The sequence below is a fragment of the Candidatus Kapaibacterium thiocyanatum genome (assembly GCA_001899175.1).
Classification (GTDB): domain Bacteria; phylum Bacteroidota; class Ignavibacteria; order Kapaibacteriales; family Kapaibacteriaceae; genus Kapaibacterium; species Kapaibacterium thiocyanatum.
The window spans coordinates 308,425-332,878 of the sequence record MKVH01000024.1 but is presented as its reverse complement, the minus strand read 5'-3'; the positions used below and the strand labels follow the sequence as shown (position 1 = coordinate 332,878).

18 protein-coding genes are annotated in these 24,454 nt (G+C 60.9%); 6 read left to right on the top strand and 12 right to left on the bottom strand.

All coding sequences use genetic code 11. From position 1 onward, the window contains the following. Nucleotides 1-12 precede the first annotated feature (12 nt). Nucleotides 13-1,230, bottom strand: coding sequence for a hypothetical protein (locus BGO89_10040; protein OJX56859.1), 1,218 nt, complete (start codon nucleotides 1,228-1,230; stop codon nucleotides 13-15). A gap of 210 nt (nucleotides 1,231-1,440) precedes the next feature. On the opposite strand from BGO89_10040, the gene BGO89_10035 reads away from it, so the two are divergent. Next, nucleotides 1,441-2,982, top strand: coding sequence for a bifunctional phosphoribosylaminoimidazolecarboxamide formyltransferase/IMP cyclohydrolase (locus tag BGO89_10035; GenBank protein ID OJX56858.1), 1,542 nt, complete (start codon nucleotides 1,441-1,443; stop codon nucleotides 2,980-2,982). Nucleotides 2,983-3,014: 32 nt separating this feature from the next. On the opposite strand, the gene BGO89_10030 is transcribed toward BGO89_10035, so the two are convergent. The 4 genes from BGO89_10030 to BGO89_10015 form a co-directional block, all read right to left on the bottom strand. Further along, the gene (locus tag BGO89_10030; protein OJX56857.1) at nucleotides 3,015-4,046 is read right to left on the bottom strand and encodes a hypothetical protein; all 1,032 of its coding nucleotides are present in this window, start codon (nucleotides 4,044-4,046) and stop codon (nucleotides 3,015-3,017) included. 63 nt (nucleotides 4,047-4,109) lie between these two features. After that, the gene (locus tag BGO89_10025) at nucleotides 4,110-5,327 is read right to left on the bottom strand and encodes a hypothetical protein (protein ID OJX56856.1); all 1,218 of its coding nucleotides are present in this window, start codon (nucleotides 5,325-5,327) and stop codon (nucleotides 4,110-4,112) included. Beyond that, nucleotides 5,324-7,750 carry a hypothetical protein gene (locus tag BGO89_10020; GenBank protein OJX56855.1) on the bottom strand — a complete coding sequence of 809 codons (2,427 nt, stop codon included), beginning with the start codon at nucleotides 7,748-7,750 and terminating at the stop codon, nucleotides 5,324-5,326. The genes BGO89_10025 and BGO89_10020 overlap by 4 nt, the downstream gene beginning before the upstream one ends. 26 nt (nucleotides 7,751-7,776) lie before the next feature. Beyond that, complete coding sequence (locus BGO89_10015) at nucleotides 7,777-10,875, bottom strand: hypothetical protein (protein OJX56854.1); 3,099 nt, start codon at nucleotides 10,873-10,875, stop codon at nucleotides 7,777-7,779. Nucleotides 10,876-10,902: 27 nt separating this feature from the next. Between BGO89_10015 and BGO89_10010 the strand changes: the two genes are divergently transcribed. The 4 genes from BGO89_10010 to BGO89_09995 are packed head-to-tail and all read left to right on the top strand — an operon-like array spanning nucleotide 10,903 to nucleotide 14,491. Next, on the top strand, nucleotides 10,903-11,562 hold the full coding sequence (locus BGO89_10010; protein ID OJX56853.1) for a hypothetical protein: 660 nt from the start codon (nucleotides 10,903-10,905) through the stop codon (nucleotides 11,560-11,562). Then, nucleotides 11,559-12,404, top strand: coding sequence for a hypothetical protein (locus tag BGO89_10005; GenBank protein OJX56852.1), 846 nt, complete (start codon nucleotides 11,559-11,561; stop codon nucleotides 12,402-12,404). Before BGO89_10010 ends, BGO89_10005 begins: the two co-directional genes overlap by 4 nt. A 1-nt stretch (nucleotide 12,405) precedes the next feature. After that, complete coding sequence (locus BGO89_10000; GenBank protein ID OJX56851.1) at nucleotides 12,406-12,996, top strand: riboflavin synthase subunit alpha; 591 nt, start codon at nucleotides 12,406-12,408, stop codon at nucleotides 12,994-12,996. 1 nt (nucleotide 12,997) lies between these two features. After that, complete coding sequence (locus tag BGO89_09995; GenBank protein OJX56850.1) at nucleotides 12,998-14,491, top strand: magnesium chelatase; 1,494 nt, start codon at nucleotides 12,998-13,000, stop codon at nucleotides 14,489-14,491. 9 nt (nucleotides 14,492-14,500) lie between these two features. Here BGO89_09995 and BGO89_09990 read toward each other — a convergent pair whose 3' ends face one another. From BGO89_09990 to BGO89_09980, 3 genes are read right to left on the bottom strand one after another with little or no spacing between them, the layout of a single operon-like run. After that, complete coding sequence (locus BGO89_09990; protein OJX56849.1) at nucleotides 14,501-16,036, bottom strand: hypothetical protein; 1,536 nt, start codon at nucleotides 16,034-16,036, stop codon at nucleotides 14,501-14,503. 16 nt (nucleotides 16,037-16,052) lie between these two features. After that, nucleotides 16,053-16,469 (bottom strand): hypothetical protein, encoded by a 417-nt coding sequence (locus BGO89_09985; protein ID OJX56848.1) that lies wholly within the window; start codon nucleotides 16,467-16,469, stop codon nucleotides 16,053-16,055. Nucleotide 16,470: 1 nt separating this feature from the next. After that, nucleotides 16,471-18,390 carry a hypothetical protein gene (locus BGO89_09980; protein OJX56847.1) on the bottom strand — a complete coding sequence of 640 codons (1,920 nt, stop codon included), beginning with the start codon at nucleotides 18,388-18,390 and terminating at the stop codon, nucleotides 16,471-16,473. A 78-nt stretch (nucleotides 18,391-18,468) separates the two neighbouring features. Here BGO89_09980 and BGO89_09975 point away from each other — a divergent pair, with 78 nt between their 5' ends. Beyond that, nucleotides 18,469-19,560 (top strand): hypothetical protein, encoded by a 1,092-nt coding sequence (locus BGO89_09975; protein ID OJX56846.1) that lies wholly within the window; start codon nucleotides 18,469-18,471, stop codon nucleotides 19,558-19,560. Between the two features lie 63 nt (nucleotides 19,561-19,623). On the opposite strand, the gene BGO89_09970 is transcribed toward BGO89_09975, so the two are convergent. The 4 genes from BGO89_09970 to BGO89_09955 all read right to left on the bottom strand — a co-directional run bounded on the left by BGO89_09970 (nucleotide 19,624) and on the right by BGO89_09955 (nucleotide 24,416). Beyond that, complete coding sequence (locus tag BGO89_09970; protein ID OJX56845.1) at nucleotides 19,624-21,879, bottom strand: hypothetical protein; 2,256 nt, start codon at nucleotides 21,877-21,879, stop codon at nucleotides 19,624-19,626. Continuing rightward, entirely contained in the window at nucleotides 21,876-22,121 is a 246-nt protein-coding gene (locus BGO89_09965; GenBank protein ID OJX56844.1) for an FmdB family transcriptional regulator, read from the bottom strand. The genes BGO89_09970 and BGO89_09965 overlap by 4 nt, the downstream gene beginning before the upstream one ends. 96 nt (nucleotides 22,122-22,217) lie before the next feature. After that, complete coding sequence (locus tag BGO89_09960; protein OJX56843.1) at nucleotides 22,218-23,231, bottom strand: tryptophan--tRNA ligase; 1,014 nt, start codon at nucleotides 23,229-23,231, stop codon at nucleotides 22,218-22,220. A 57-nt stretch (nucleotides 23,232-23,288) separates the two neighbouring features. Beyond that, nucleotides 23,289-24,416: a hypothetical protein gene (locus tag BGO89_09955; GenBank protein ID OJX56842.1), complete on the bottom strand. Its 1,128-nt coding sequence runs from the start codon at nucleotides 24,414-24,416 to the stop codon at nucleotides 23,289-23,291. Nucleotides 24,417-24,454: the final 38 nt, after the last annotated feature.

The following is a 24,454-nucleotide window of genomic DNA, read 5'->3' as shown; positions in this document are numbered from 1 at the left end:
TTACCCGGGCCATCAGAACACCAGCATGAGGGCGAACAGTGCACCGACGACGATCTGCAGATAGATGGTGTTGATGTTGGCCTTCACGAGTGCACGTGAATGGATGTTGCGGCGCATGTAGCTGATGACCCAGGCCCCATAGACGAGCCCGATACCGGCCGGGATCCAGAGGAGCGGCGCATGGTGCCGTAGGCCCAGCCATACCGTCGTGGCGATGGCACCGGCCCAGAACAACGTATAGAACCAGACGGCCGCGTCCTTGCCGAACGTCACCACGAGATGGTTCTTTCCCGTCGTGGCGTCACTGTCGGCATCGGGCACCTGATTGATGAGCAGGATGTTCGTCGTCAACAGTCCGGTCGGAATGCCGATCAGGAAGGCTTCCCACGACGACGTACCGGTGAGCACGTAATACATTCCGGCCGTGATGAGCGGGCCGAAGGCCATGCCGATCGTCACTTCACCCAGCCCCCTGCGCGCCACGAGACGGACCGGCGGAGCGGTATAGAGATAGCCGCAGAACAGGCCCGCAAGACCGTACCAGAGCACGCCCATACCGATCTGCCACGTCAGGAACAGGCCGATGGCGAAGGCCCCGATCATGAGCCACATGGCGACGGTCCGCGTTCCCTTGAGATCGATCAGCCCCATCTCTATGGCACGTGACCCGCCGGAATACTGGACGAAGTACTTCGTATTCGCCTGGTCCGTACCGCTCTTCACGTCGAAGTAGTCGTTGTAGACATTGCTCGCGAGATGGAGGAGGGCCACGCCGAGGATCGCCAGGGTCGCATACAAGCCGTTGATCGGTACACCGGCCACGCTACCGGCGAAGGCGAGACCGATGAAGCACGGAACCAGGGCCGCGGTCAGGAAGGGTGCCCGCGTGATGACGAGCCAGCGGACGATCTTCGTCGCCGTCCTGATCGGCACGTCGACGGGACGTTCGAGTTCCTCGGTGACGCCGCAGTATCCGATCTGCTGCCCGTCCTTGAATGTCGGTGACAGACGTATCCGCGCTCCGAAGACGTCGCCGTTCTTCCTGATGAAGTTGGTTTCCGTGACGTACTCGCCCGTCGCATCAGCCTGGGAGAGCCACGTCTTCAGGTTCTGCAGGACGATTTCTCCTGGTGAGAATACGGAAACGCGCAGCTTGCCCACCGTTTCTTCCTTCGAGTAGCCGAACAGCGTCTCGGCCCCCTGGTTGAAGGTCTGGATGATGCCTTCCATGTCGCAGGTAATGGTGCTTTTCATCGTCGCGTGTCCCGGTTTCTGGAGATGTGCCCGTCGAAGAAGTGGACGAATTTATGCACGACCGACTAATCGGTCAAACGATATTCCATTGTCCGGGCTGATAGGGCGGGCGTGACCGATGGCGGGGTACCGTCGGATGATGCATTGACGGCTAGGCCGTATTTTCGCGTTCTGCAACGATTATCCATGCCTCCCAGCCCTCACATGATGCAAGCCCTGCTCTCCGTCTCCGACAAAACCGGTATCGTCGATCTCGCCCGCGAACTGCATGCCCTGGGCATCGGTCTGATCTCCACGGGTGGAACGGCCGCAGCGCTCAAGGAGGCGGGCCTCCCCGTCACGAAGGTGAGCGACATCACCGGATTCCCGGAAATCATGGACGGCCGCGTGAAGACCCTCCACCCCAAGATCCACGGCGCCCTGCTCGGCGTTCTTGACAACAGCGCCCACGTCCGGGAAATGGAAGAGCACGGCATCACGAGCATCGACATCGCCATCATCAACCTCTATCCCTTCGAGAAGACGCTGGCGAATCCGTCGGCGACGGAAGAAGACCTGATCGAGAACATCGACATCGGCGGTCCGGCCATGGTACGCGCCTCGGCGAAGAACTTCAGGCATACGTGCATCGTGGTCAATCCCGGCCGCTATTCCGAGTTGATCGACCACCTGAAGAGCGGCAACGTGCCCCAGGTCTTCAGACGTCAGCTCGCTCGCGAGGCATTCTCCCACACGGCCTACTATGACGGCATGGTATCGTCCTGGTTCGCACGTACCGAAGGTCTGGCGCTGCCGGACGAGCGCGCATTGCCACTGCGCAAGGAGCAGGCCCTGCGCTATGGAGAGAATCCGCATCAGCGGGCCGCTCTCTACGGAGGCTTCCTGAACATCTTCGCACAGCTCCACGGCAAGGAACTGTCCTACAACAACATCCTCGACATCGACGCGGCCGCGAAGCTCGTCCTGGAATTCGACGAGCCCACCTGCGTCATCGTCAAGCACAACAATCCATGCGGCGTCGGCAGCGGCACCGACCTCGTCGATGCCTATCGCAAGGCCTTCGCCACCGACACGGTAAGTCCGTTCGGCGGCATCATCGCCCTGAACCGGATCGTCGACAAGGCCTTCGCCGAAGAAATCCATTCCCTGTTCACGGAAGTGCTCATCGCCCCGTCCTTCACGGACGAGGCCCTCGACATCCTCCGCAAGAAGAAGGATCGCCGTCTGATGACGATGGACGAAGCCGCGTTGCGGGCGTCGCTCGGCATGGACGTACGGACCGTGGCCGGCGGCTATCTCGTCCAGGACACGGACAAGGAACTGCTCGACGAGACGGCTCTTCGCACCGTCACCGAGCGCCATCCTACCGATGATGAACGGGCGGCGATGATGTATGCATGGAAGATCGCCAAGCACGTCAAGAGCAATGCCATCGTCTATGCCGTCAAGGATCGTACGCTCGCCATCGGCGCAGGCCAGATGTCACGTCTGGATTCCGCCCGTATCGCCGTACGCAAGGCCGAGGATGCCGGCATCGATCTCAAGGGATGCGCCGTGGCTTCGGATGCGTTCTTCCCCTTCGCCGATGGCCTGATCCAGGCTGCGGAAGCAGGGGCGACGTGCGTCATCCAGCCTGGCGGGTCGGTCCGCGACGAAGAAGTCATCGCCGCGGCCAATGAAAAGGGACTGGCGATGATGATGACGGGCATGCGCCATTTCCGACACTGAGCAGAACATCCGGGGAGGTGGGGCGTCATGCCCTACCTCCCGACCTGGTCCCTGGTGAAATTGACGAACTTCGTCCCGTCGTAGCGATAGGCCCCACCGGACGTACCTACCCATATCGTCCCGTTCGTATCCTGCAAAAGGCTCTGGATATGGGCACTGGCAAGACCATCCTTCTGCGAATAACGGAAGAAGGATGCGCCGTCGTAGCGGTACAGGCCGTCACCTACGGTACCGATCCATACCCTGCCTTCCCTGTCCTCCATCATCGTCCACCCGAACGCACGCCCCATACCATCGCGCACCGCGAACCTGGTGAACGACGTTCCGTCGTATCGGCTCATCCCGCCGCGCTGTGTGGCGAACCAGAGATTTCCTTTACGGTCTTCCAGGATACACTGCACGAGATCATCGCCGAGACCGTTCCGTGTCGAGATGCGGGTCAGGGTCTTCCCATCGTAGCGATACGCTCCTCTTCCGTTCGTACCGAACCAGATACGTCCGCCCCTGTCCTGTACGATGCAGCTCACCAGATCCGGAGCTGCATAGACGCTGCCCGACGCGTGTCGACGTTCGACCGCCGGAAGGGCGAAGTCGACGAATCTCCTCCCATCGTAGCGTGAGACGCCGCCTGCCGTGCCCACCCATAATGTTCCGGATCTGTCCAGCAGCATGCTCCAGACTTCATCGTGCCTCAGTCCGTCCTTCACGGTATAGGTCGTGAACGATCGGCCATCGTACCGGCTCACACCTCCCGACGTACCGAACCAGATATTCCCCTTCGCGTCCTGGACGATGCCTCGCACGGCATCGCCTCCGAGCCCCTGCGCCGTGGTGAACCAGGCAAGGGCCTTCCCGTCGTAGCGACATACTCCATCATCGTTGGTACCGAACCAGATGTTCCCGGATCGATCCTGATACATCCGTCTGATGTACCGGCTGATCTGCGCGCCGGATGCGGGAAGGGTCCATGATCCTCCATTCTGCATCGGATCGTACGTCGTCGCAGCGATACGCGACGGTACGACCGGCATCACGAAGAGCAGCGATACGAGGACGTGTTTCATATGTCCATGGATGGGAAGAGGAGACCGGATGACGCCCGTGATGGAACAACACGGACAGGTCGATCAGCCGTGTATCCTGCCTCGCAGACGTACGATGTCGAGCAATGCCCGGCGTCTGCGACGCATATCGTCGGCGGCATTACGCAAGGCGAGCGTACGCTCCATGTAGGAAATGACGCGCGGATGATCGCCGATAGCCTGATAGCAGCGTGCGAGCAATCCTGCGATACGCTGCTTGCGCCATGGCTCAAGACGACACCTGCCTTCGTCTGCGAAAAGCTCCTCGAGTTCACCGATGCATTTCCGGCGCAGGACGATGTCGTCGGCATCAAGCACCAGTGCCATCGCACGCACGTAGCGCGGAAGCGCTTCACTCGTATGCGGCTCGACGATCGCGAGAGCCTCGGCCAGTCGTCCGGATTCGGCGAGGATTTCCGCATGGCGCCATACGGTATAGCGACAGGACGGATAGGTGTCGATGCCGTCCCGCAACCGCGCCAGCGCTTCACTTTGCTCGAGCGCCGCAGGAGCGTCGCCGATGACGAGCAAGGACTCCGTCAGCAGCGTGCGGGCTTCGTATTCCACACGGGCGTCCCCGATCGCCTCGGCTGCCTGTATCGCACGGCGGAACAACAGATGGCCGCTGTCGTGTCCCGTCGTGATCGCATCGACGTAACCGCGCAGGACCAGAAAACGCACCTGCAGCCGCTCCAGATGATGATTACGTACGATCGAATCCAGCGTCCGGCATCCGATAAAGGCAAGATCGGGCCGGCCGTGATCGACCCAGTAATAGACGGCATTGACGAGGAAGCTGGACAGCAGGGCCACGTCGTCGCCCGCGGCATCGATGGTATCGCAGAGAACCTGGACACGATCGGCCGACGTCTTCTCCGGCAGCAGCAGCAGATCGAGAAGGCGGATGACGTACGTCCGCAGCGACGAACGCGACAGGATGTCGAGATGTCGCACCACGTCACGCAGGATCGACCGAGCGGCCTCGTGATCATCGCGATGGATGGCCGCCATCGCTTTCAGGACTCCGAGATCCACGTCGAACGACGCGTCGTCGGTAGTCCGCACATGCCGCTCGCACATATAGAGCAGAGGCACCGAGAATGGCTGGCCTCGATCGAGCTCGAGTGCGAGATCGATCAACGGACTTTCGACGACATAGGTGCGCAACGGAGGTGCGATACGTCGCTGCGTGAGCGACGTATCGCCAAGGATATCGTAGATGTTACGGACAACGACAGGTGCGTGTACTGAGGGCATCGTCAATTCTTGCCGTGCATGCGGCTGGCCTCATGCAGAACGTTGAGATTGTGCTGAACCTTGCAGTATACAGTTTCCGGAGGAAAATGCCCGCGTTTATCCGGCGTTCCCACTGGCACGTCCAGTAGCAACTCCACGGCGTCCTCGAGCACCTTGATGGGATAGATGAAGAACTTCTTGTGCTGGACGGCATCGATGATCTCCTGCCGCAGCATGAGGTCCCTGACGTTCTGCGCCGGAATGAGGACGCCCTGCTTTCCGGTCAGGCCCCTGTCCCTGCACACTTCGAAGAAGCCCGTGATCTTTTCGTTGACGCCGCCGATCGGCTGGATGTCGCCTTTCTGGTTGATCGATCCGGTGATGGCCAGATCCTGCCTGATGGGGAGATTCGAGATGGCGCTCAAGAGCGCCACCATTTCGGCAGCCGAGGCACTATCACCGTCGATACCGCCATACGACTGCTCGAAGGCAATGCTGGCCGCGAAGGAAATGGGCTGCGAGCGCGAGAACAGCGAGCGGAGTAATCCTGCGAGGATGAGCACTCCCTTGGAATGGATGGCACCGCTCAACTCCACTTCCCGTTCGATATTGATGATACCCGAACTTCCGGCGCTGACGGTTGTCGTGATACGTGCTGGTTTGCCGAAGCTCACGATACCGGTGCTATAGACCGTGAGCCCGTTGATCTGTCCCACGCGTGCCCCCTTGACATCCACGAGCAGCGTTCCCTTCCGGATCTGCTCGCGAATGGATTCGTCGACGCTGTTGCTTCGCCAGTGCCGTTGATCGATTGCCATCTGGACATGGGAACGGGAGATCACCAGAGCGTTGGCCTTGTGTGCGTAGAACGAGGCTTCACGCAGGAGGTCCGCGACGTAGCTGAACTGCAACGTGATCTTGTCCTGCGACTCCGTACGCTCCACGGCCCATTCGATGAGGGCTGCCGCACCCGAACGGTCGCAGTGCAGCAGGCCATCCTCCGCCGCGAGCAGTGAGAAGAAGGCCGCATAGTTCTTGATCATCTCCTGCGTGCGGTCCATCTGATGATCGAATTCGGCATGGACCTTGAACATCTTGTGGAAGTCCTCGTCCGATCCCCACAGGTAATGATAGATGGAAGGATCGCCGAGCAGGATGATCTTGACGTTGACCTTGATCCATTCCGGCTTCAGCGCATTCAACTGGAACTGCGAATCGGTGTTCTGGATTTCGAGCCGGTTGTAGAGCATCACCTTCTTGAGGGCCGACCATATCTGCGGGTCGCCGAGCACGTCCAGGGCATTCATGATCACGTATCCGCCGTCGGCGCGCAGGATGGCCCCCGGTTTGATGTGCGTGAAGTCGCTGATGTAGAAGCCCCGTGCATCGTAACGCTTCTCGATGCTCCCGAAGAGCGAAGCATAGGTGGGAGACGTTTCGATGATGACGGGAGCGACCTTCGTATCGTAGTTGTCCAGTACGAGATTCACGCCGTACTGGGCGAAGAAGGCCTTGATCGCTTCGTCGACGGCGGCATCCGGTGCGCCGGTCTGACGGGCGGCGAAGAGTCGCACGAGTTCGTCGAGATGTTCGAGCAGGTGCTTCTGGACGCCGTTCAGGTACTCCACGACCCTGTCCCTCGTGAAACTCGTACGCACGCTTTCGAACGCTGCATTGACGATGAGGGCCACCGACATCTGGTCGAACTCCGTGAGGCTCTTCCGGAACTCGGCGATGAGGCGCATGCTCTTGCGTCCGATCTCCACCAGCTCTTCCTTGTGCGCCGCATACTCCTCGCGGATCTGGGCGGCGCGATCCATCGTCATCGTTCCCGCCTGGATCAGTTCGTCGAGCTGCTCCACGGCGAAGGGCTTTCCGTCGATCACCGGAAATATCTCGGTACGCACGTTCCCTTCGTCATCCTGCATCTGTCCTACGGCGAAGCCTCGCGGACGCAGCTTGGAATCGAATTCGTTGAGGAGCCCTTTCTCCTGCAACTGATACTTCTGGATGATGCTCTTGCGGTCGGACTGGAACTGGTCTTCCTCGAACAGTTGCGGAATGCGCCGCTTGAGGTAGGCGAGGGCATCGTCGATCATCCTGGCGAAGACGCGGCCTTCGCCTTTCTGGAAACGGATGAGGACAGGCGTCTCCGTCTGCTTGAAGTTGTGTACGTAAGCGAAGTCGAAGAATTCCTTCGGGTCGCTCTTGTGTTCGTCGAGAATGGTCTGCACCGTCGTGAGACGCCCGGTACCGACCATACCCGACACGTAGATGTTATATCCCTGGGATCGTATCTGCGCTCCGAGCCGTATCGCGTCCATGGCGCGTTGCTGTCCCACAATACGGGTAAGCGGCTTGACTTCGCGCGTACTCTTGAAGGGCAGTGCGGACGGTGGACAAGTCCATCGCAGTTGTGCCGCACGCAGAGGTGCATACTTTCGCATCATCGGTCGTTTCGCCATGATCTTCTTCCTTACGTAATGACTGTTTGCGACACCCTGCCCCAGTGATCGATCCGACAGAGTTCATTGAACGAACACATACGGCACGCTCCATCGACCGGATCGACGGGATAGGATGCGGCGCGCATCCTGTCGACATGCCCGCCTACGACGTTCAACAGCGCCGACACTTGTTCTTCCGCCGAAAGCATCGCCGCTTCGTCCCGATGCCGTGATCGATCCGCCATCGGTTCACCGATGACGGGATCGTTGATGACGATCCGTTCCACAGGATCTTCCGTTGCACGCATGGAACGTCCGAAGGTCACGTATCGTGCACAGGCGGCGACGGCCGGGATACCGTTCTTCTTCATGTTTGCGGTGACGGCCGCCAGATAGAGCGTCATCTGCGTCTTGACACCGCTGATGACGTCCCTGCGCGATGCCGTGGAGGATCTGGTCGTCTTGTAGTCCGTCACGACGACTCCCACACCTTCTTCTCCAGTTCCGATATCGATACGGTCGACACGCATCGACACGGCTTCGTTCCGTAGCGTGCCGTCGGGCCCTACGATGTCGATGGCATCGTCGACTTCGTGTTCGAAGTATGCCGGGCGCCGTGCCGAAGCTCTCTGGATGGAGAGCTCGAGTGCGAGCCAGCGCCGCAGGATCCCTGCACGATCGGCGGTACCGAGCATGGCCCTGCGCTCGACGTCGACGTAGGTGTGTCCCATATCGAATTCGGGGGCGACTGCATGATAGACGTCGACGAGCCTGTCATACAGCGATGCCTCGGGAATGGCCGTGATATCGATCGGACCTTCGCCCGTACGATACGATTCGTAGAAGCGGCGTGCGACGTCATGCAGGAGATTGCCGCGCTCGAGGCCGCTCAGCGAGTCATCCTGTTGCGAAGCCACGTCGATACCGAGGAGATGCCTTGCATAGTACTGATAGGGACAAGCGGCGACGGTATCTAGTCTCGATGGACTGAGCGGACGATGTGTGATCGTGGCGATACGTTCCGTGACGGCAGGATCGGCATGCGGTCCTATCACGGCCTGCTGCCGGATGTGGCCGTAGGCATCGGGCTCGCCGTCGCGTATCCGCGCCTCGTCGATGTTCATGATGAAACCGCTGGTGTCGTCTGCGTCGAGGATGCCGTCTCCCGTCACCTCCCTGTGATCGAACCGTCGGCCCGTGACATCCCTGATCATCGCGATGAAGGTCGAGGGCATCGTCGGTGCGTCATCGATGACGTGCGGCCGCGTCAGCAGGAGCAGACCGTCGACGTCGACGGCATCCATGACGTCCTGCAATGCATCGAGCTGGCGCGCGGCGGCACGGCCGGGGACGAGATCCTCGTCGACCCCGTCCGGTATCCGTACGGGGAATTCGCCTTCGGTCATGGCCGGCACGATGACGATGCTCCATCGTCGTTCGCAAACGGCCTGTGGAGGCAGTACATCCACGCCGTGCACGTACGAATCCGGAACGCGTACGTCGATGTCGAGCACCATACGTATGAGCTCGGAGACATGATGATCGACGGGTGCAGGCTTCATGGAGGTGACGTCGGCGAGACGGACGTACCGGTCGCAGGTTTCCATCAGCGTGGTGATACCGGCCTCGTCGACCGCTGCGACGTCGAGCACATCGGCACGACGCTGACGCTCGCGTGCCGCCTGACCGATGCCCAGGCCCTGGACGATGTCCTTGCGTACGATGGCGACGAAGTCCGCAGCGGAGACGGAATCGTCGAACTGGGGCAGACGTTCCTGCAGGTGGACGACGGCCGTCAGGGCATCGTCGAGCATGCGCTTCCGTTCGTACCAGTGGTCGTCACCCTCCCTGCGCTGCATGTCGCGAACGATGATGCGGCGTTGCTGGAGTCTGCGACTCCAGTCGAGCGCACCTTCACCGCCCTGCAGTTTGATTTCTTCGGCGGCATTCAGCAGTGCATGTCCGTAGTGACCTATTCCCGTCACGTATCCGCTGCGCAACAGCCGCTCCATATCGGAACGCCTCCAACGGTATCTCATGACGTCGAGTGCGGCGAGCACGGCGGTGACGGAGCCGACGGTCGAAAGACGCCGTGTCCCCTCTCGGGAAACGGGCACTCCTGCGTCGCGAAAGGCATTGAGGACATGACGTTCGGCATCGCTTCGCGATGCGACGGCGACGCATATCCGCGAAGGCGTCACGTCACCTTCCATCAGACGACGCTTCACGAATGCTGCGATGAGGCGAGCCTCGTCACGCCGCGTGGGCAACGTGCGTTCGACGATGCGGATCGGCATCCGCTCTTCGCTGCCCACCGTGCCCACCTGCCAACCATGACCGACGAGCCACGTCGTATGATCCGAGACCGCCCTCGACGCACTGACGTCGTCGGGAAGCCAGCGTATACCCACGTTCCATCCCCGCTGCGCGAGGATGTGCAGAAGAATCCGTTCGACGTAGGTGACGTCGTGCAGGCCCGTCACGAGCAGGGTACGGATCGGCTCCGCGGAATCGCGCAGACGCAGGATGACCTCATCGGCGCAGGCCACGCCGTCCGTGACCCTCAGCACCAGATCGGCCCTGTCGGCCAGCCCCGTACCCTTGAGCGTGCGGTAGGAAGACCAGAGGTCGGCGACCTGGCGCAGACGCCTGAGACGTCGCGGTGCCAGCTCGTCGTCGTATTCGTACAACCGGTCGGGACTCCATCCTTCGAGAGTCCATTCGACGATACGGGACACGGTGACGCCGAAGGCCCCGGGAGGGAGTCCGGCCCTGATGGCCGCCTCACGGAGCAGGACGCTCGCATCGGCATCGGAACAGAGCATCGGCCGTTCGTCGAGAACGGCCCCTGCAAGGTGCCGGAGCAGCACGTTCATCGTCATGACCAGCGGTGGCGTACCGCCGCCATGGGCCCGTGCCCATGCGGTCAGCGCGATGCGCTGATGCAGGACCGTCGGCACCACGACGATCATCGTCTGGCTACGCTCGGAATCGAGCGACGCCATGCAGGCTTCCAGCGTCGGGGTCTGCAGGAGATCCCGTATCTGGCCGTCATGGACGTACTGCGCGTACCGATGCATGTGCTTCCATGGAAGAGGATGAGGCAGGGGGAGCGTATCTTCGCACACCCAATCGTCGTGTAGTCGTGGACGAATATGATGCGCCCTCTTCACCTGTGCAAACCGCTGACCATTATTCTCCTGTGCATCGTATGCTGGGGGTGCGGTGCAGGCCAGCCCGTGCGCGTCATGCCGACAGGGACGACGACCATCACGGCCTCGGCAGGCGGCCCCATCGCGCCCGGCAAGGTCCCGTCTGTCATCATTCCCTATCTCACTGCCGGCGTCATGCACGGTGTGACCGACGACATTACCGTACACGGCAATGCGCATCTGCTGATGGCGGCCTTCGGCGTGGGTGGCATCGATGCGGGAGCCTCCATACGGGCATGGCATCAAAACGGCTCGCTTCCGGAGCTCACCGTTGGGGCACGACTCATGTTGTTCTCGGACTTCAGGTCTTTCGGCGACATGCGCTTCTATCCGGACCTCGCGGCCACGTTCAGCTACGATACGGGCGGTGGATGGCTCGCCTACTTCGGCCTTCATCAGACACTGCAGACGACGACCGTGAGGTATTTCGCGAGCCCGTTCGCCGGACTCCAGGTTCCCCTTTCGGCGTCGTTCTCCATACAGGCCGAGTTCATCTGGCAGGCAGTGAACCACGTCACGCGCAACGGAGTCCTCGAAGGACGGTCGTCCATCGGGGGCCACGGCTCGGCAGGCGGCTTCATCGGGGGAGCGTTCAGACTATGATCCTACGATTCCATCACCTGGCCATCCGTTGCCTGCTGCTCCTGCTGCCCGTCGCGGGCGGTTGCACCATGGATTCCTTCCTCTTCAACCCTGCACGCCTGTCGCAGTACGACCTTGCCGATTCGGTCATTCCCGTGTCGCGCGTCGAAGCGGTAGAGTTCTCGTCCGGTGGCTTCCGCATCTACGGCTTCTTCGTGCGGCAACCGGATTCGGTGCGGCAGAAACCGCATGACGTCATCATCTACAGCCACGGCAACAAGCATCACATCGGCGAATACTGGAACCGTGTCGAGTATCTCTACAAGGCAGGTTTCGACGTCTTCATCTACGACTACCGTGGCTACGGCAGAAGCGAGGGCACCAGCAGCGAAACCGGATTGTCCGAAGACGCCCGTGCGGCCTACGACTACGTGACATCCCACATCAACGAAGATTCCGTGCGCGTCACCTGCTACGGCTATTCCCTCGGCGCTGTCGCGGCCACCGTGCAGGCGGCGGACCGGCAGCCACAACCTCATGCAGTCATCCTCGAAGCCCCGTTCGCCGACGGCGAAACGCTTGTACGTAGCGGCACGCTCCTCGACATTCCCGGCGGCTACCTGCTCGACGGGACGTTCGACAACAAGGGCAGGGTCAGACGCATCCATGCGCCGCTCCTCATCCTGCACGGGACCGACGACCGGTTCATCGACATGGAGGCCAACGGCCGCGTTCTCTATGACGCAGCCAACAATCCGAAGACCTTCATACCCGTCGTAGGAGCCGACCATGAAACGCTTCCCGCAACGATGGGAGTGCGGACCTACATGGACATCATCATTGGATTCATCAAAGGCAATTGACGTGTTCACGGGACTCATCGAAGAAATCGGCACCATCGACCACACGGCACCCGAAGGTGACGGCGTACGGTTCACCATCACTGCACGGGACGTCATGGATGACCTGGCCGTCGACCACTCCATCTCCGTCAACGGCGTCTGCCTTACCGTCACGCAACGCTCGGCCACGAGCTTCGACGTCACGGCCGTCGCCGAAACCCTGCGGAAGACGACGACAGGCCATCTCGCCAAGGGCGACAAGGTCAACCTCGAACGTGCCGTACGCCTGAACGACAGGCTCGGAGGACATCTCGTCCAGGGCCACGTGGATGCCACGGGCATCGTGGACGACATCATCGTCAACGAAACCGGACGCGAGATCTGGGTGCGATTTCCCGCCGCCTATCGCAAGTGGCTCATTCCCGTCGGCTCGATCTGCATCGACGGCATCAGTCTCACGGTGGCCGCTCTCGAGGACGAACGCTGCAAGGTGGCCATCATTCCCCATACGCTGACGCATACGACGATCGGAGAACGAAGGATCGGCGATATCGTCAATCTCGAATTCGATATGATCGCCAAGTACATCGACAATCTCACGAATCACGCCTAGCATGAACCCAGCAACGATCGGCGAGCTCAGGGCCTCGGGATGGGCAGGCGGCTCCGTCAAGGAAGAACTCCGACGCAACGTGATCCAGCGCCTGCGTGATCGCAAGCCCGTCTTCAACGGCATCATCGGATTCGACGATACCGTGATACCCCAGATCGTGAACGCCATCCTGGGTGGACACGACATTCTTCTGCTCGGCCTGCGGGGTCAGGCAAAGACACGCATCGCCCGCCAGCTCATCCATCTGCTCGACGAACGGATCCCGATCGTCAGAGGGTCGGAACTCCACGACCATCCCTACCATCCCGTATCCCATCATGCCGTGACGATGGTCGCAGAGATGGGCGACGATACTCCGATCGAATGGATCGGACGCGAGGAACGCTACGGCGAGAAGCTCGCCACACCCGACGTGAGCGTGGCCGACCTCATCGGCGACATCGACCCCATCAAGGCCGCGACGCAACGTCTGCACTACGCTCACGAAGGTGCCATCCACTTCGGCATCGTCCCGCGCTCCAATCGCGGCATCTTCGTGATCAACGAACTGCCCGATCTCCAGCCCCGCATCCAGGTCGCACTCTTCAACATCCTCCAGGAACGCGACATCCAGATACGCGGCTTCAACGTCCGCCTGCCGATGGACATCCTGATGGTGTTCACGGCCAATCCCGAAGACTACACGAACCGCGGCTCCATCATCACGCCGCTGAAGGATCGCATCCAGTCGCAGATCCTGACGCATTATCCGCGTTCCATCGACGAAGGTATGATCATCACGGCACAGGAGTCGTGGCTCGAACGTTCGGACCTGCGGCTCGTCCTGCCGTCCTTCCTCAGACAGATCGTGGAGAGCGTGGCCATGCTCGCACGCACGAGCGAATTCGTGGATCAGAGCAGCGGCGTCAGCGCCCGCCTCACCATCGCCACGATGGAGAACGTCGTCTCCAATGCCGAACGCCGCTCCTACATGACGGGCGAGGACGTGATCGCTCCCCGTCTGTGCGATCTCACCCGCGCCCTTCCCGGCATCACCGGCAAGGTCGAACTCGTCTTCGAGGGCGAACAGGAAGGCCCGCAGAAGGTCGCACACGCTCTCATCGGCAAGGCCGTACGCGAGGTGTTCAGGATGTACTTCCCCGATCCGAACGTGAGACGCTCGCGGAAGCAGCAGGGACAGCAGGAAGATCCGTACGCGCCCATCGTCCGGTGGTTCGAACAGGGCAACCATGTCGATCTCGACGATACCATGCCGGTCGACGAATTCTACGGCGTGCTGGTCCAGGTGCCGACACTGGCGAGGCTGACGGCTGCGACGCTCGGGATCGATCCCGCCGATACGGTCAGGATGGCCACGGCGATGGAGTTCGTGCTCGATGCCCTGCATCAGCACTCCAAGATCGCCAAGGACGATACGGACAACGGTCCGTCATATCGCGATCTCGTCGGGTCGATCTTCACGCCCGGCAACATGGACGACGACGAAGATCTGTAGAACGATCCGTCAGTCTTCCCATCCTGCGGGAAGGTAGGTGGATCGTGGTGATCCGGCTACGCGCCATGCCACGCGTCCCGCCAGCGAGGAGATACGGACGAGGTCGGCGAAGTTGATCTTCGCGATCTCGTCGCCCTGACGATGATAGTCTCCATGTTCGCCTGTGAAATAGAAGAGCACGGGAATACGCTTCATCGCGAAGCTCGCCTGATCCGAACGGAAGAAGTAGGCCTCGATGTCGTAGGCGAGCGTGAACGGTCTGTCCGCGGCTTTGTTCTCTTCCTCGTTGATGGCGATGAGGTCCGGGCACCGCAGATGCCCTCCGATGCTGAGTTTTCCGTTCTCGCTTCGTCCGATCATATCCATGTTCAGCATGCCCACACACTTCGCCAGGGGAAGAAGAGGTGTCGCCGCATAGGCCTTCGATCCCAGCAGCCCCCGTTCTTCGGCGCTGAAGGCGATGAAGAGGATGCTGCGATCCGGGCGCGCGGCCCCCTTCGCGAAGGCCTCGGCATTCATGAGCAGCCCTGCCGTACCCGATGCGTTGTCGTCAGCACCGTTGAAGATACTGTCGCCCTTCTCGTTGGGACGCCCAGTTCCGATGTGATCGTAGTGTGCGCCCATCACGACGTATTCATCGGGATGAACGGCACCCTTGAGCAGACCGACGACGTTGCGCACAGGCACGGAGTCGCGTACGAACGTGACCACGCACGAGATGCGCACGCCGGGCAGTTCCATCGACTGCGGAGCGCAAAGCGAATCGATGAGAGCACACCGCCCACGCAACACACCCACGGAATCCACGAGTGCCTTCAGTACCGCTTCACCCACATGGAAGACGGGCAGCAGCTTGACGTCGGGTTTCGTCCACATCAACGGCACCGCATCCTTCGGAAGGTTGGGATACAGCATCGGCCAGGGATATCCCGATACCGTGAGCGCCCTGCCCCGCATGGCATCGACGGCCAGGATGGCCACGGCGCCGTGAGAACGGGCGTTGCGGATCTTCTCCGTCATCGAACCATGCTGCCTCATCGACGACGGTTCGCCACGCATCACCAGAACGACGGCGTCGCGGGCGTCGATACCGGCATAGTCGTCGTACTGCTGTTCCGGCACCGTGATGCCGAAACCGGCGAAGACGACGCGCTTGTTCCGGATATCGGCGTTGCCCGTACCGCTCATCTCGAACGGGATGAAGTCCGCCTTCAGCGCCATGTGGACGGTGTCGCGCCCCTTGAGGATCGTCAGCGTCGTCGGCTCGGCGAGATGCATGCGCTCGAGGTGATAGCCATGGAAGTAGCTGCCGTTCAGCGGCTCCAGGCCGAAGCTGCGGAACTGGTCTGCGATATAGTCGGCGGCACGTTCGAGTTCGGGCGATGGAGTGTTTCGGCCGCGCATGTCGTCGGAAGCCAGGACGTCGAGATGACGGCGGGCCGTCACCGTATCGAAGCGTCCGTTGAAGTCGTTCGGAAGCGTACCCGCACCGAGCGGCAAGGCAATGAGGAACGATGCACAGACGTGCAGCAGGAAGGCATTCATATGCGGGTTCGTTTCGTCAGGCGAGGAAATACTTGATCAGCACCGTCATCCCCTCCGGTCCCGAGGCGAACTCCACGACGTCCGCGAGATGACGTATCAGGAACACTCCCCTGCCGCCTTCGCGCAGCAGCCGGTCGGGATCGCGTGGATCCGGTACGGCATCGGGATCGAAGCCCGATCCCTTGTCGCTCACGAGAATGATGATTTCATGTCCTGACGTCTGGACGTCGATGTTGACGGGCTTCGACGGATCGCTGTTGTTGCCGTGGATGATGGCGTTGTTGACGGCTTCGGTAAGTGCGACGAGCAGGTTGTGGTAGCGGTCGGGGCTGAGCCGGTGGCATGCTTCGATATTCTGGAGGAACGGTTCTACACCGGTGATGCTGGAGCGTTCGCTCGGCAATGTCAAGGTATATGTCCGCAACCCGTTCATGCTATAGTAGGACGTGTGCTTGAAGGAGGAGATTCGGCAGCTCCCTGCGACCGGTCACGTTGATATGCTGGAATTCATACCATCCGCTGACCGTCAGCGTGGACCCGCTGGTGAGGGTGTATCTGATCGAGGTTTCGGGCGCCCAGAACCTGACCGAGTTGCCGAGCCCCGGCAATCCCGGAGTCTGGTCGATCATCCTGCGTTCGAGACTGTACAACCGGACACCTGCGCCGACGCTAAGGATCGTGCCCAGGCGTGAAAATACAAGGAATTTGGTCAGGTATTCGAGATTGCTCGTCTCCGGGGCCTCGGCGAAGTCCGCCCATGCGAACAACGACCGCTCGTCATACCGTATCAGGATCTGAGCTTCTCCATGCAGCGTGGGCGTCAATCGCACGAGCATGCTGTCGCGATAGGATATCTGCCGGAAGCTGAACGACCGTATGGATGCGGCACGATCCTCGAAATCATAGACGGTATAGTTGGCCAGGACTTCGAGCAACGGACGCATCGTCACGACGCGACCGGTGATCCATATCTGCGGTGCGAGGCGGATAACCCTGTTCTCGTTGTTCTGCGCGCTACGCTGGGCCTTCAGGAAGACGGTATGAAGATACTTGCCCGACAGCTCGACGGAGGCCGCCAGACCCTCCGAGACACGCCGTGTATAGCTGACCTTGACGATGCCCGTGAGCTCGTCCCTGTCGTCGTAGTTCACGTCGCTCGGCGTGTCGTAGCGCAGGAGGGACGTCATCCCTTCCAGCCGTACGGTATCGTTGCGTGACGGCCGCCATTCTCCCCGACCCATCATGCTCGTGCGCAGCGTGTTGTTGTCGCGCTGTTTCTCCTGCGACTGCAGCGAGGCCAGATCGTCACTGGCGATACCGAAGCGGGCCAGCACACCGTTCTGTTCGTCGCGTCGGTAGAGAGAGGCGCTGACGAGGCCGGTCGTGGAAGCCGTGCGGCCTTCCAGCTCGGCGTTGAGGTCGATGACGAGTTCGGAGAGGTTCCGGTTGACGGCCGTGATGGGAATATCGGCGACAGCCTGGCCGTACTGCCGATCGATTCCGGCCATCTGGACGGAGGCCGTCATCCCCGCCCTGACGTTTTCCGTCAACTGGTACATCACGTTGGCGTCGACCTGGACGCGGCGTTCGCCGCGCGTTTCCACGGACAGCTCGTTGGGCGCCCCGGTGAGCGTGGTGAAGAAGTCCCGCCGCAACGACGTATATGCCGCCGCGACGCGCAATGCGGAACCATCGCCGATGGTACGCACGACGTCGGCACGGACTTCGGCGTCGGTATTCGTCCGCTGGGCATCCATGCGGTGATAGTCGGCCAGCAGGCGCGACGAGAACAGCCAGTCGTCGATACCGAAATCCCTCAGACGTCCGGACAACCCGATGATGGAGCCGGTGGCCACCTGTCCGAGTTGGGCGGTATTCTCCAGGCCGCCGAGCAGTTCGATGCGGGCTTCGGCAATGGGTTCGTATCGTACCCCAGCCGCCCCGTTCAACCGCTCCAGCGAGGAAAGTCCGAGCGAACGCGAATCCCGCGACAGGATCCACGACTGCCGTAGTAATGCCGTAATGGATGTACCGAGAGGAAACTCCCAGCCCAGTTGCGACGTCTCGTCGTCACGAATCGCCGTCGTCTGCGTACGGAATGCCGAACTGCGGTAGGCATTGATCCAACGTAGCGTTCCGAACGGTGTCTCCTGGGTGACGTCGGCGTTTCCGGTGAACAGGAAGGTGTTCGCGATCTTGTCCACGCCGAACCGCAATTCGTTTCCAAGGATATTCGGATCGGGATGTAACAAAGGTGCCATTTGTTGCGCAACCAGACCCCCGGCATTCATCACGAGGAGCAAGAGTGCCAGACGCATGGCGTCACGGTATCCGAACGAAGGTTGACGGGCCATCAAGGATTTCGCAGAGGCAATACTGGCATGTAACAAAACGGGGTTGCAAGTCAGGTATCTTTTCTAATTTCGATTCGAATGTCCAATTCTCCCCGCACCATACTTCTTCTGGATGCAGACGCAGGGCGCCGTACGGAGACGGCTGCGCAGCTTCTGCCGCATGAAGTGTCCGTCCTCGTCGCCGGCGATCTCTCGACGGCACAGCAGCTCGTACGCCATCACCGGCCGAGCGCCGTGCTGTTCGATGCGTCGTTTCTGGCCCAGACGGACCTGCGGGAAAAACTGTTCATCCATGGACTGAACGTCGACGTTCCCTTCATCGTCCTCGCCGACGAACGTGAGCCGCTGGCCACGACAAGTGTTCCCTACGGTGTCATCTCGCGTCCATTGACGGATGCCGGCATCCGTTCGTTACTGACGATTCAGGGGCTGCCGGTGATGGGCGAAATTCCGCCCGTCGTGCAGCCACAGAGCCCGCAGCCGTCGCTGCTCTATGCCCTGCCTCACGAATATCGCACTCCTTTGACGGACATCATCGGTTCCGCTTCCTACCTTCATGGACATGCGGCAGAATCGGGTCCGGAGGAGATCCGGGAAATCAGTGCCGAAATCCTCTCGGCCGCACGGCGCCTGCTGCGTACCACGGACAACTTCCTGATGTACGCCCAGATCGAAACACTGGCCGAAAGCCCGATGCATATCGACCGGATGAGGCTGTGCACCACGCGCGAACCCGCCAGCATCATCTACGATGCCGTCGTCCAGCGCGCCCTAGCCCATCAGCGCCAGATGGACGTCTCGCTGGCCCTCGATATCGAGGGAATTCCGGTGGGGATCATGGAGCAGCATCTCGACAAGATCACGGGCGAACTCATCGACAACGCTCTCTACTTCTCGCGGCCGGGTACGCCCATCACCGTCAATGTCACGCCCGGTCCGAACGAGATCGTCTTCTCGATCCGCGACCACGGCGTGGGGATGAACGAGAACGAACTGCATCAGATCGGCGCCTATCGTCAGTTCCGCCGCAAGAGTCAGGAACAGCAGGGTGTGGGCCTCGGTTTGATCATCGCCAAACGCCTCGTGGAACTGCATGGCGGCACCTTCACGATCTCGTCGGCCCTCGGCCTGGGTACGTCGATCTCCTTCACGCTGCCCAGGGCGGTGTAACGGTCCCTCGCCCGACATCCTGTCCACTTGCACCGCATCCCGGTCATGAACCGGGGAACACCCTCAGATGATCTCCAGCTTCGCGTAGGCGAGCATGAGCTGCTTGCGCTGACCGTTGCCGAACTGCACGGTGGCCTTGGCCTGCTGGCCGACGCCACTGATCCCCATGACCGTGCCGACGCCGAACATCGGATGGCGCACACGCTGCCCGACGCGCAGGGACGGAACACTGCCCGCTCCCGACACCTGTGAATAGGATTCTCCCGACGGGATCTGCGAATACGATGATCCCTGGGGTCGTTGCGGACGCGCAGGTGTGGCCGGCCTGGACGTACTCGCTCCCGCACCGCGCATCACCTGTCCGGTAACCTGCAACGTCTCCTTGTCGAGCTCGGAAAGGAACATCGACGGACGTGCGAAGACGAGCTCGCCGAAGCGATAGCGGCGCTCGGCGAAGGAAAGGACGAGCTGCTCGCGTGCCCGTGTGATGCCTACGTAGAACAGTCGTCGTTCTTCTTCCTGTTCACTGGGATCCATCTCCGCCTTGGCCAGCGGAAACAGCCCCTGCTCCATGCCTGCGATGACCACGAGCGGAAACTCGAGCCCCTTCGCTGCGTGCATCGTCATCATCGCCACGCGGTTGTTGCCGAGTTCGGGATCGTCCTGTTCGCTCACCAGCGCGACCTGTTCGAGATACGTCGCCAGCGTCAGCGTCTCGTCCAGCTCCTGCTGCTCGGCGACGTGGGACAGCACCCGTTCGATGTTGTTCCAGCGGTCGAGCGACTCGTCGGTATCCTGTTGCTTGTAGAAGAACGGGAGTCCCGTCGCCTCGATATACGACTGCGCGAGCGAAGCCGGCGTGAGTTCCTCCATCGACGCCTGATGGCGGACGATGAGGTCGACGAATTCCTTGATGGCCGTCACCGTGCGCTTCTGCAGGTTCGGCACCATCTCCACGCCGCGCAGTACGTCGAAGAGTGGCTGATTGGTCTGCGTCGCATACTCCTGCAAACGCTCCAGCGTGGTCTGACCGATGCCGCGCGCAGGTTCGTTGATCACACGCAGCACGCTTTCGCTGTCGGTGGGATTCACGAGGAGACGCAGATAGGCGATCGTATCCTTGACTTCCTTGCGCTTGTAGAAGCTGACGCCGCTGACGATGTGATACGGGAGGTTCACCCGTCGCAGTGCGTCTTCGAGGGACTGCGACTGCGCATTGGTACGATAGAGGATGGCGACGTCGCTGTACTTGTAGCCGTGCTGCTCGATCCTCGTGCGGATGGTGCGGGCCACGTTCTCGGCTTCGTCCCGGTCGTCCCGGCAGGCCAGGACGGTGATCTTCTCGCCTTCGACGTTGTCCGTCCACAGCTTCTTCTTCAGTTGCTTGCGGTTGTTGCGGATGACGCTGTCGGCGGCGGCGAGGATGACCTTGGTGGAACGATAGTTCTGTTCCAGGCGCACGACGGTCGCGTCCGTGTAGTCCCGCTCGAAGTCGAGGATGTTGCGGATATCGGCGCCGCGCCACCGGTAGATACTCTGGGCGTCGTCCCCGACCACGCAGATGTTCCTGTACTTGCGCGCGAGCATGTTGACGACCTTGTACTGGGCACGGTTCGTGTCCTGGTACTCGTCCACCAGCAGGTACCGGAACCGGTCCTGATACTGGTCGAGGACGTCGGAATGATTCTCCAGCAGCCGGATCATGTTGAGGAGGAGATCGTCGAAGTCCATCGCATTGCTCTGGCGCAGACGTTTCTCGTATTCCTCGTAGATCTGCCCCGTCTGCTTGTCGATGATCGTATCGGCATTGCGCGCATATTCCTGCCACGGAATCATGGCATTCTTCGCGGCGGAGATGCGCCCGCGTACGCCCTGCGGCGGCAGCACCTGCTGCGACACGCCGAGAGCGTTCATCACGGCCTTGATGGCACCGAGGGAATCGTCGGTATCGTAGATGGTGAAGCTGTTCGTGTAGCCGATGCGCTCGGCCTGCTGACGCAGGATCCGTGCGAAGATGGCGTGGAACGTTCCCGCCCAGATGGCCTTCGACTGTGCCTGACCGACGAGATGGGAGATACGCTCCTTCATCTCCTGCGCGGCCTTGTTGGTGAACGTCAATGCGAGCAGGTGCGACGGATGCACACCCATCCGCAGGAGGTAGGCGATACGATAGGTCAGGACGCGCGTCTTGCCCGATCCTGCACCGGCGATGATGAGCAGCGGGCCTTCCGTATGCGATACGGCGGTCCGTTGTGCATCGTTCAGGCCTTCGAGCAGGTCGGATGCGGGAGACGTCAAGGGAACGAGTTGCAGGGTCATGAATCGGAGCCGCTACTTGAGGAAGAATCCTTGCCCTTGCGGACATAATCGGTCAGGTAGAATCCTCCACCCTTGTAGATCACTCCTCCACCGGCGGAGAACCGACGCTCCACGTTCCCCTTGCCCTTGTCGGCCAGGGGACATTCGTCGGGAGGACAATGCGTCAGCGGCTCGTCCTTCATCGACTGGATGACCTCGAAATCCTTACCGCACGTGGCGCAATGATAGTCGTAGGTTGGCATGGTCGGGCGGCGTGTGGTGAACAACAAGCGATGGTGATTCCACAAAAATCGCGAACTGCTGCGGAAGTACCGTAGGAAGGTTGTCCACCGGACCGGCTACAGCTCCACGAAGCCCGTTTTCTTGTAGACCTTGCGGAGAGTCTTGCGTGCGCGTTCGCGGGCATGTTCGGCGCCACGGCGCAGCACGGTCCGCAGGGCTTCCTCGTCGGCCCGCAGGGCCATGAACCGCTCGCGGATGGGACGCACGTAGGCTGCCACGGCCTCACCGACGGCTTCCTTGAAGGGAGCATATCCCGTCGATCCCGCGAACTCCCGCTCGATCTCGGCGAACGTCCTGCCCGTGGCGATGTGATAGAGCGACATGAGATTGGAGATGCCCGGGCCGGTCGCTTCGTCGTAGCGGATCTCGGTGCCGGAATCCGTCACGGCGCGTTTGATCTTGTTCCGGATCTCGTCGTCGGTGTCCGTGAGGAAGATCGACGCCTTCTCGTTGGGATCGGACTTCGACATCTTGCGCGTGGGCTCCTGCAGCGACATGATACGTCCACCCACTTCGGGAATGTACGGCTCGGGCACGGTGAACGTGGGCGAGTAGTGATGGTTGAAACGCTCGGCCAGATTGCGTGCGAGTTCGAGATGCTGCTTCTGATCCTGTCCTACCGGCACGAGATCGGCGTTGTAGAGCAGGATGTCAGCGGCCATCAGGACCGGATAGGTGAAGAGACCGACGTTGACGTTATCGGAATGCTGGGCGCTCTTGTCCTTGAACTGCGTCATCCGCGAGCATTCTCCGTAGCCCGTAAGGCACGTGAGCACCCACATCAGCTGCGAGTGTTCGGCGACGTGGCTCTGGACGAAGATCATGCTACGATCGGGATCGACTCCACCGGCCTGATACATGGCAGCGAGATCGAGCGTACGCCTGCGCAGCTTGGCCGGCTCCTGGCGGACGGTGATGGCGTGCTGGTCCACGATGCAGAACAGCGAATCGAATTCTTCCTGCAACCGTGCCCAGTTCCGCAGCGCTCCGGCGATATGTCCTATCGTGAGCTCACCGGATGGTTGCATACCGGAGAGAATGACCTTGCGCTGTTGTTGTGCCGTTTCCATGTTGATGTCGGTCGGATGATTGGTTTCACATCGTAGGGTTCCGATGACGGATGTACGTCACGGAAGCTGTTCGTAGCGGTATCCCACGGCCTCTTCATCGAGGACCTGGGACGGCGTGTTGTAGCCCGGAGCCGACGCCTGGAACGGCGGCATCACGTCGTTGAGATTCGTTCCCGTACGACCGCCGCTGGCAGGCACGTAGGTGCGGCCATGACGCCTGAGCCAGGCCGACCAGATACGGTCGATGTTCGAGTGATGAATCCAGAACACGGGGTCATTGGGCGACGTGGCCTGCGTCATGTTACCGGATACGGTCTTGTCGCCGACCTTGAAGATGCCACCCACCCAGATGTGGACGATGTTATGCTGCGTCGAACGGCGTTGGCCGGGAATCGGGATGACGTCCATCAATCCGTTCTCGCATGTGTCGCCGCGCACGCCACGCCAGCCTTCGAGCGAATTGCGGAAGCTCTTCACCGAATCCACGGAAGAATCCCACGGTGCGCTGTCGTAGGTCGAGATATCCAGCGTCTGCGCGATCTCGTCCGTCGTCGGCAGATAGACCGTCTTGTCGAGGAACGTCCTCATCCCGCGCGTGAGATACGGCACGGGATTGGGCTCCGTGTCCACGTCGACGTGAATCGAATCGATGTCGTCCGTGTCCGTGATCGCGATCGGGAAACTCCCCTTGCGGAAGGGACCGGTCTTCACGGCATAGCCGTCGGATGCATCGCCGTCGCCGCCCATGAAGTCGTCCGTGAACACCCTGTCGGCCGATCCCGATTCCGTCCAGTCCCAGTACGGAATCGCTACGTCCTTGCCGCTGACGTCACGCAGGGCCTTCTCGAACAGACGCAGGAAGGTCCGGTGCCATGGCAGGAAGGCCGGATTCATATGTGCCGGATACGAGGAATGATCGGGATGAGCATTGCAGTAGAAGGCTTCGAGGTGCCATGCCACGAACTGGTCGTAGTAATTGTATCGCACGTCGAACGGACTCGGCGTCTGCTTCAGCTTGAGGATGGCATCGGTGAAGTCCTTGCGTTCCTGTGCGCTCAATGACGAGACGTTCTTGCGGACGATGGTTGCCTGACCGGGATTGGTGGAGTCGCTCGCACAGGATGCGAACACGAGACCGGAAACGGCGACGAGTAACGGTGTGCGCAGCGCGCGGATGATGTTCATCGGTGTATACCTGATGTCTGATTGCGATGTCGGGGACA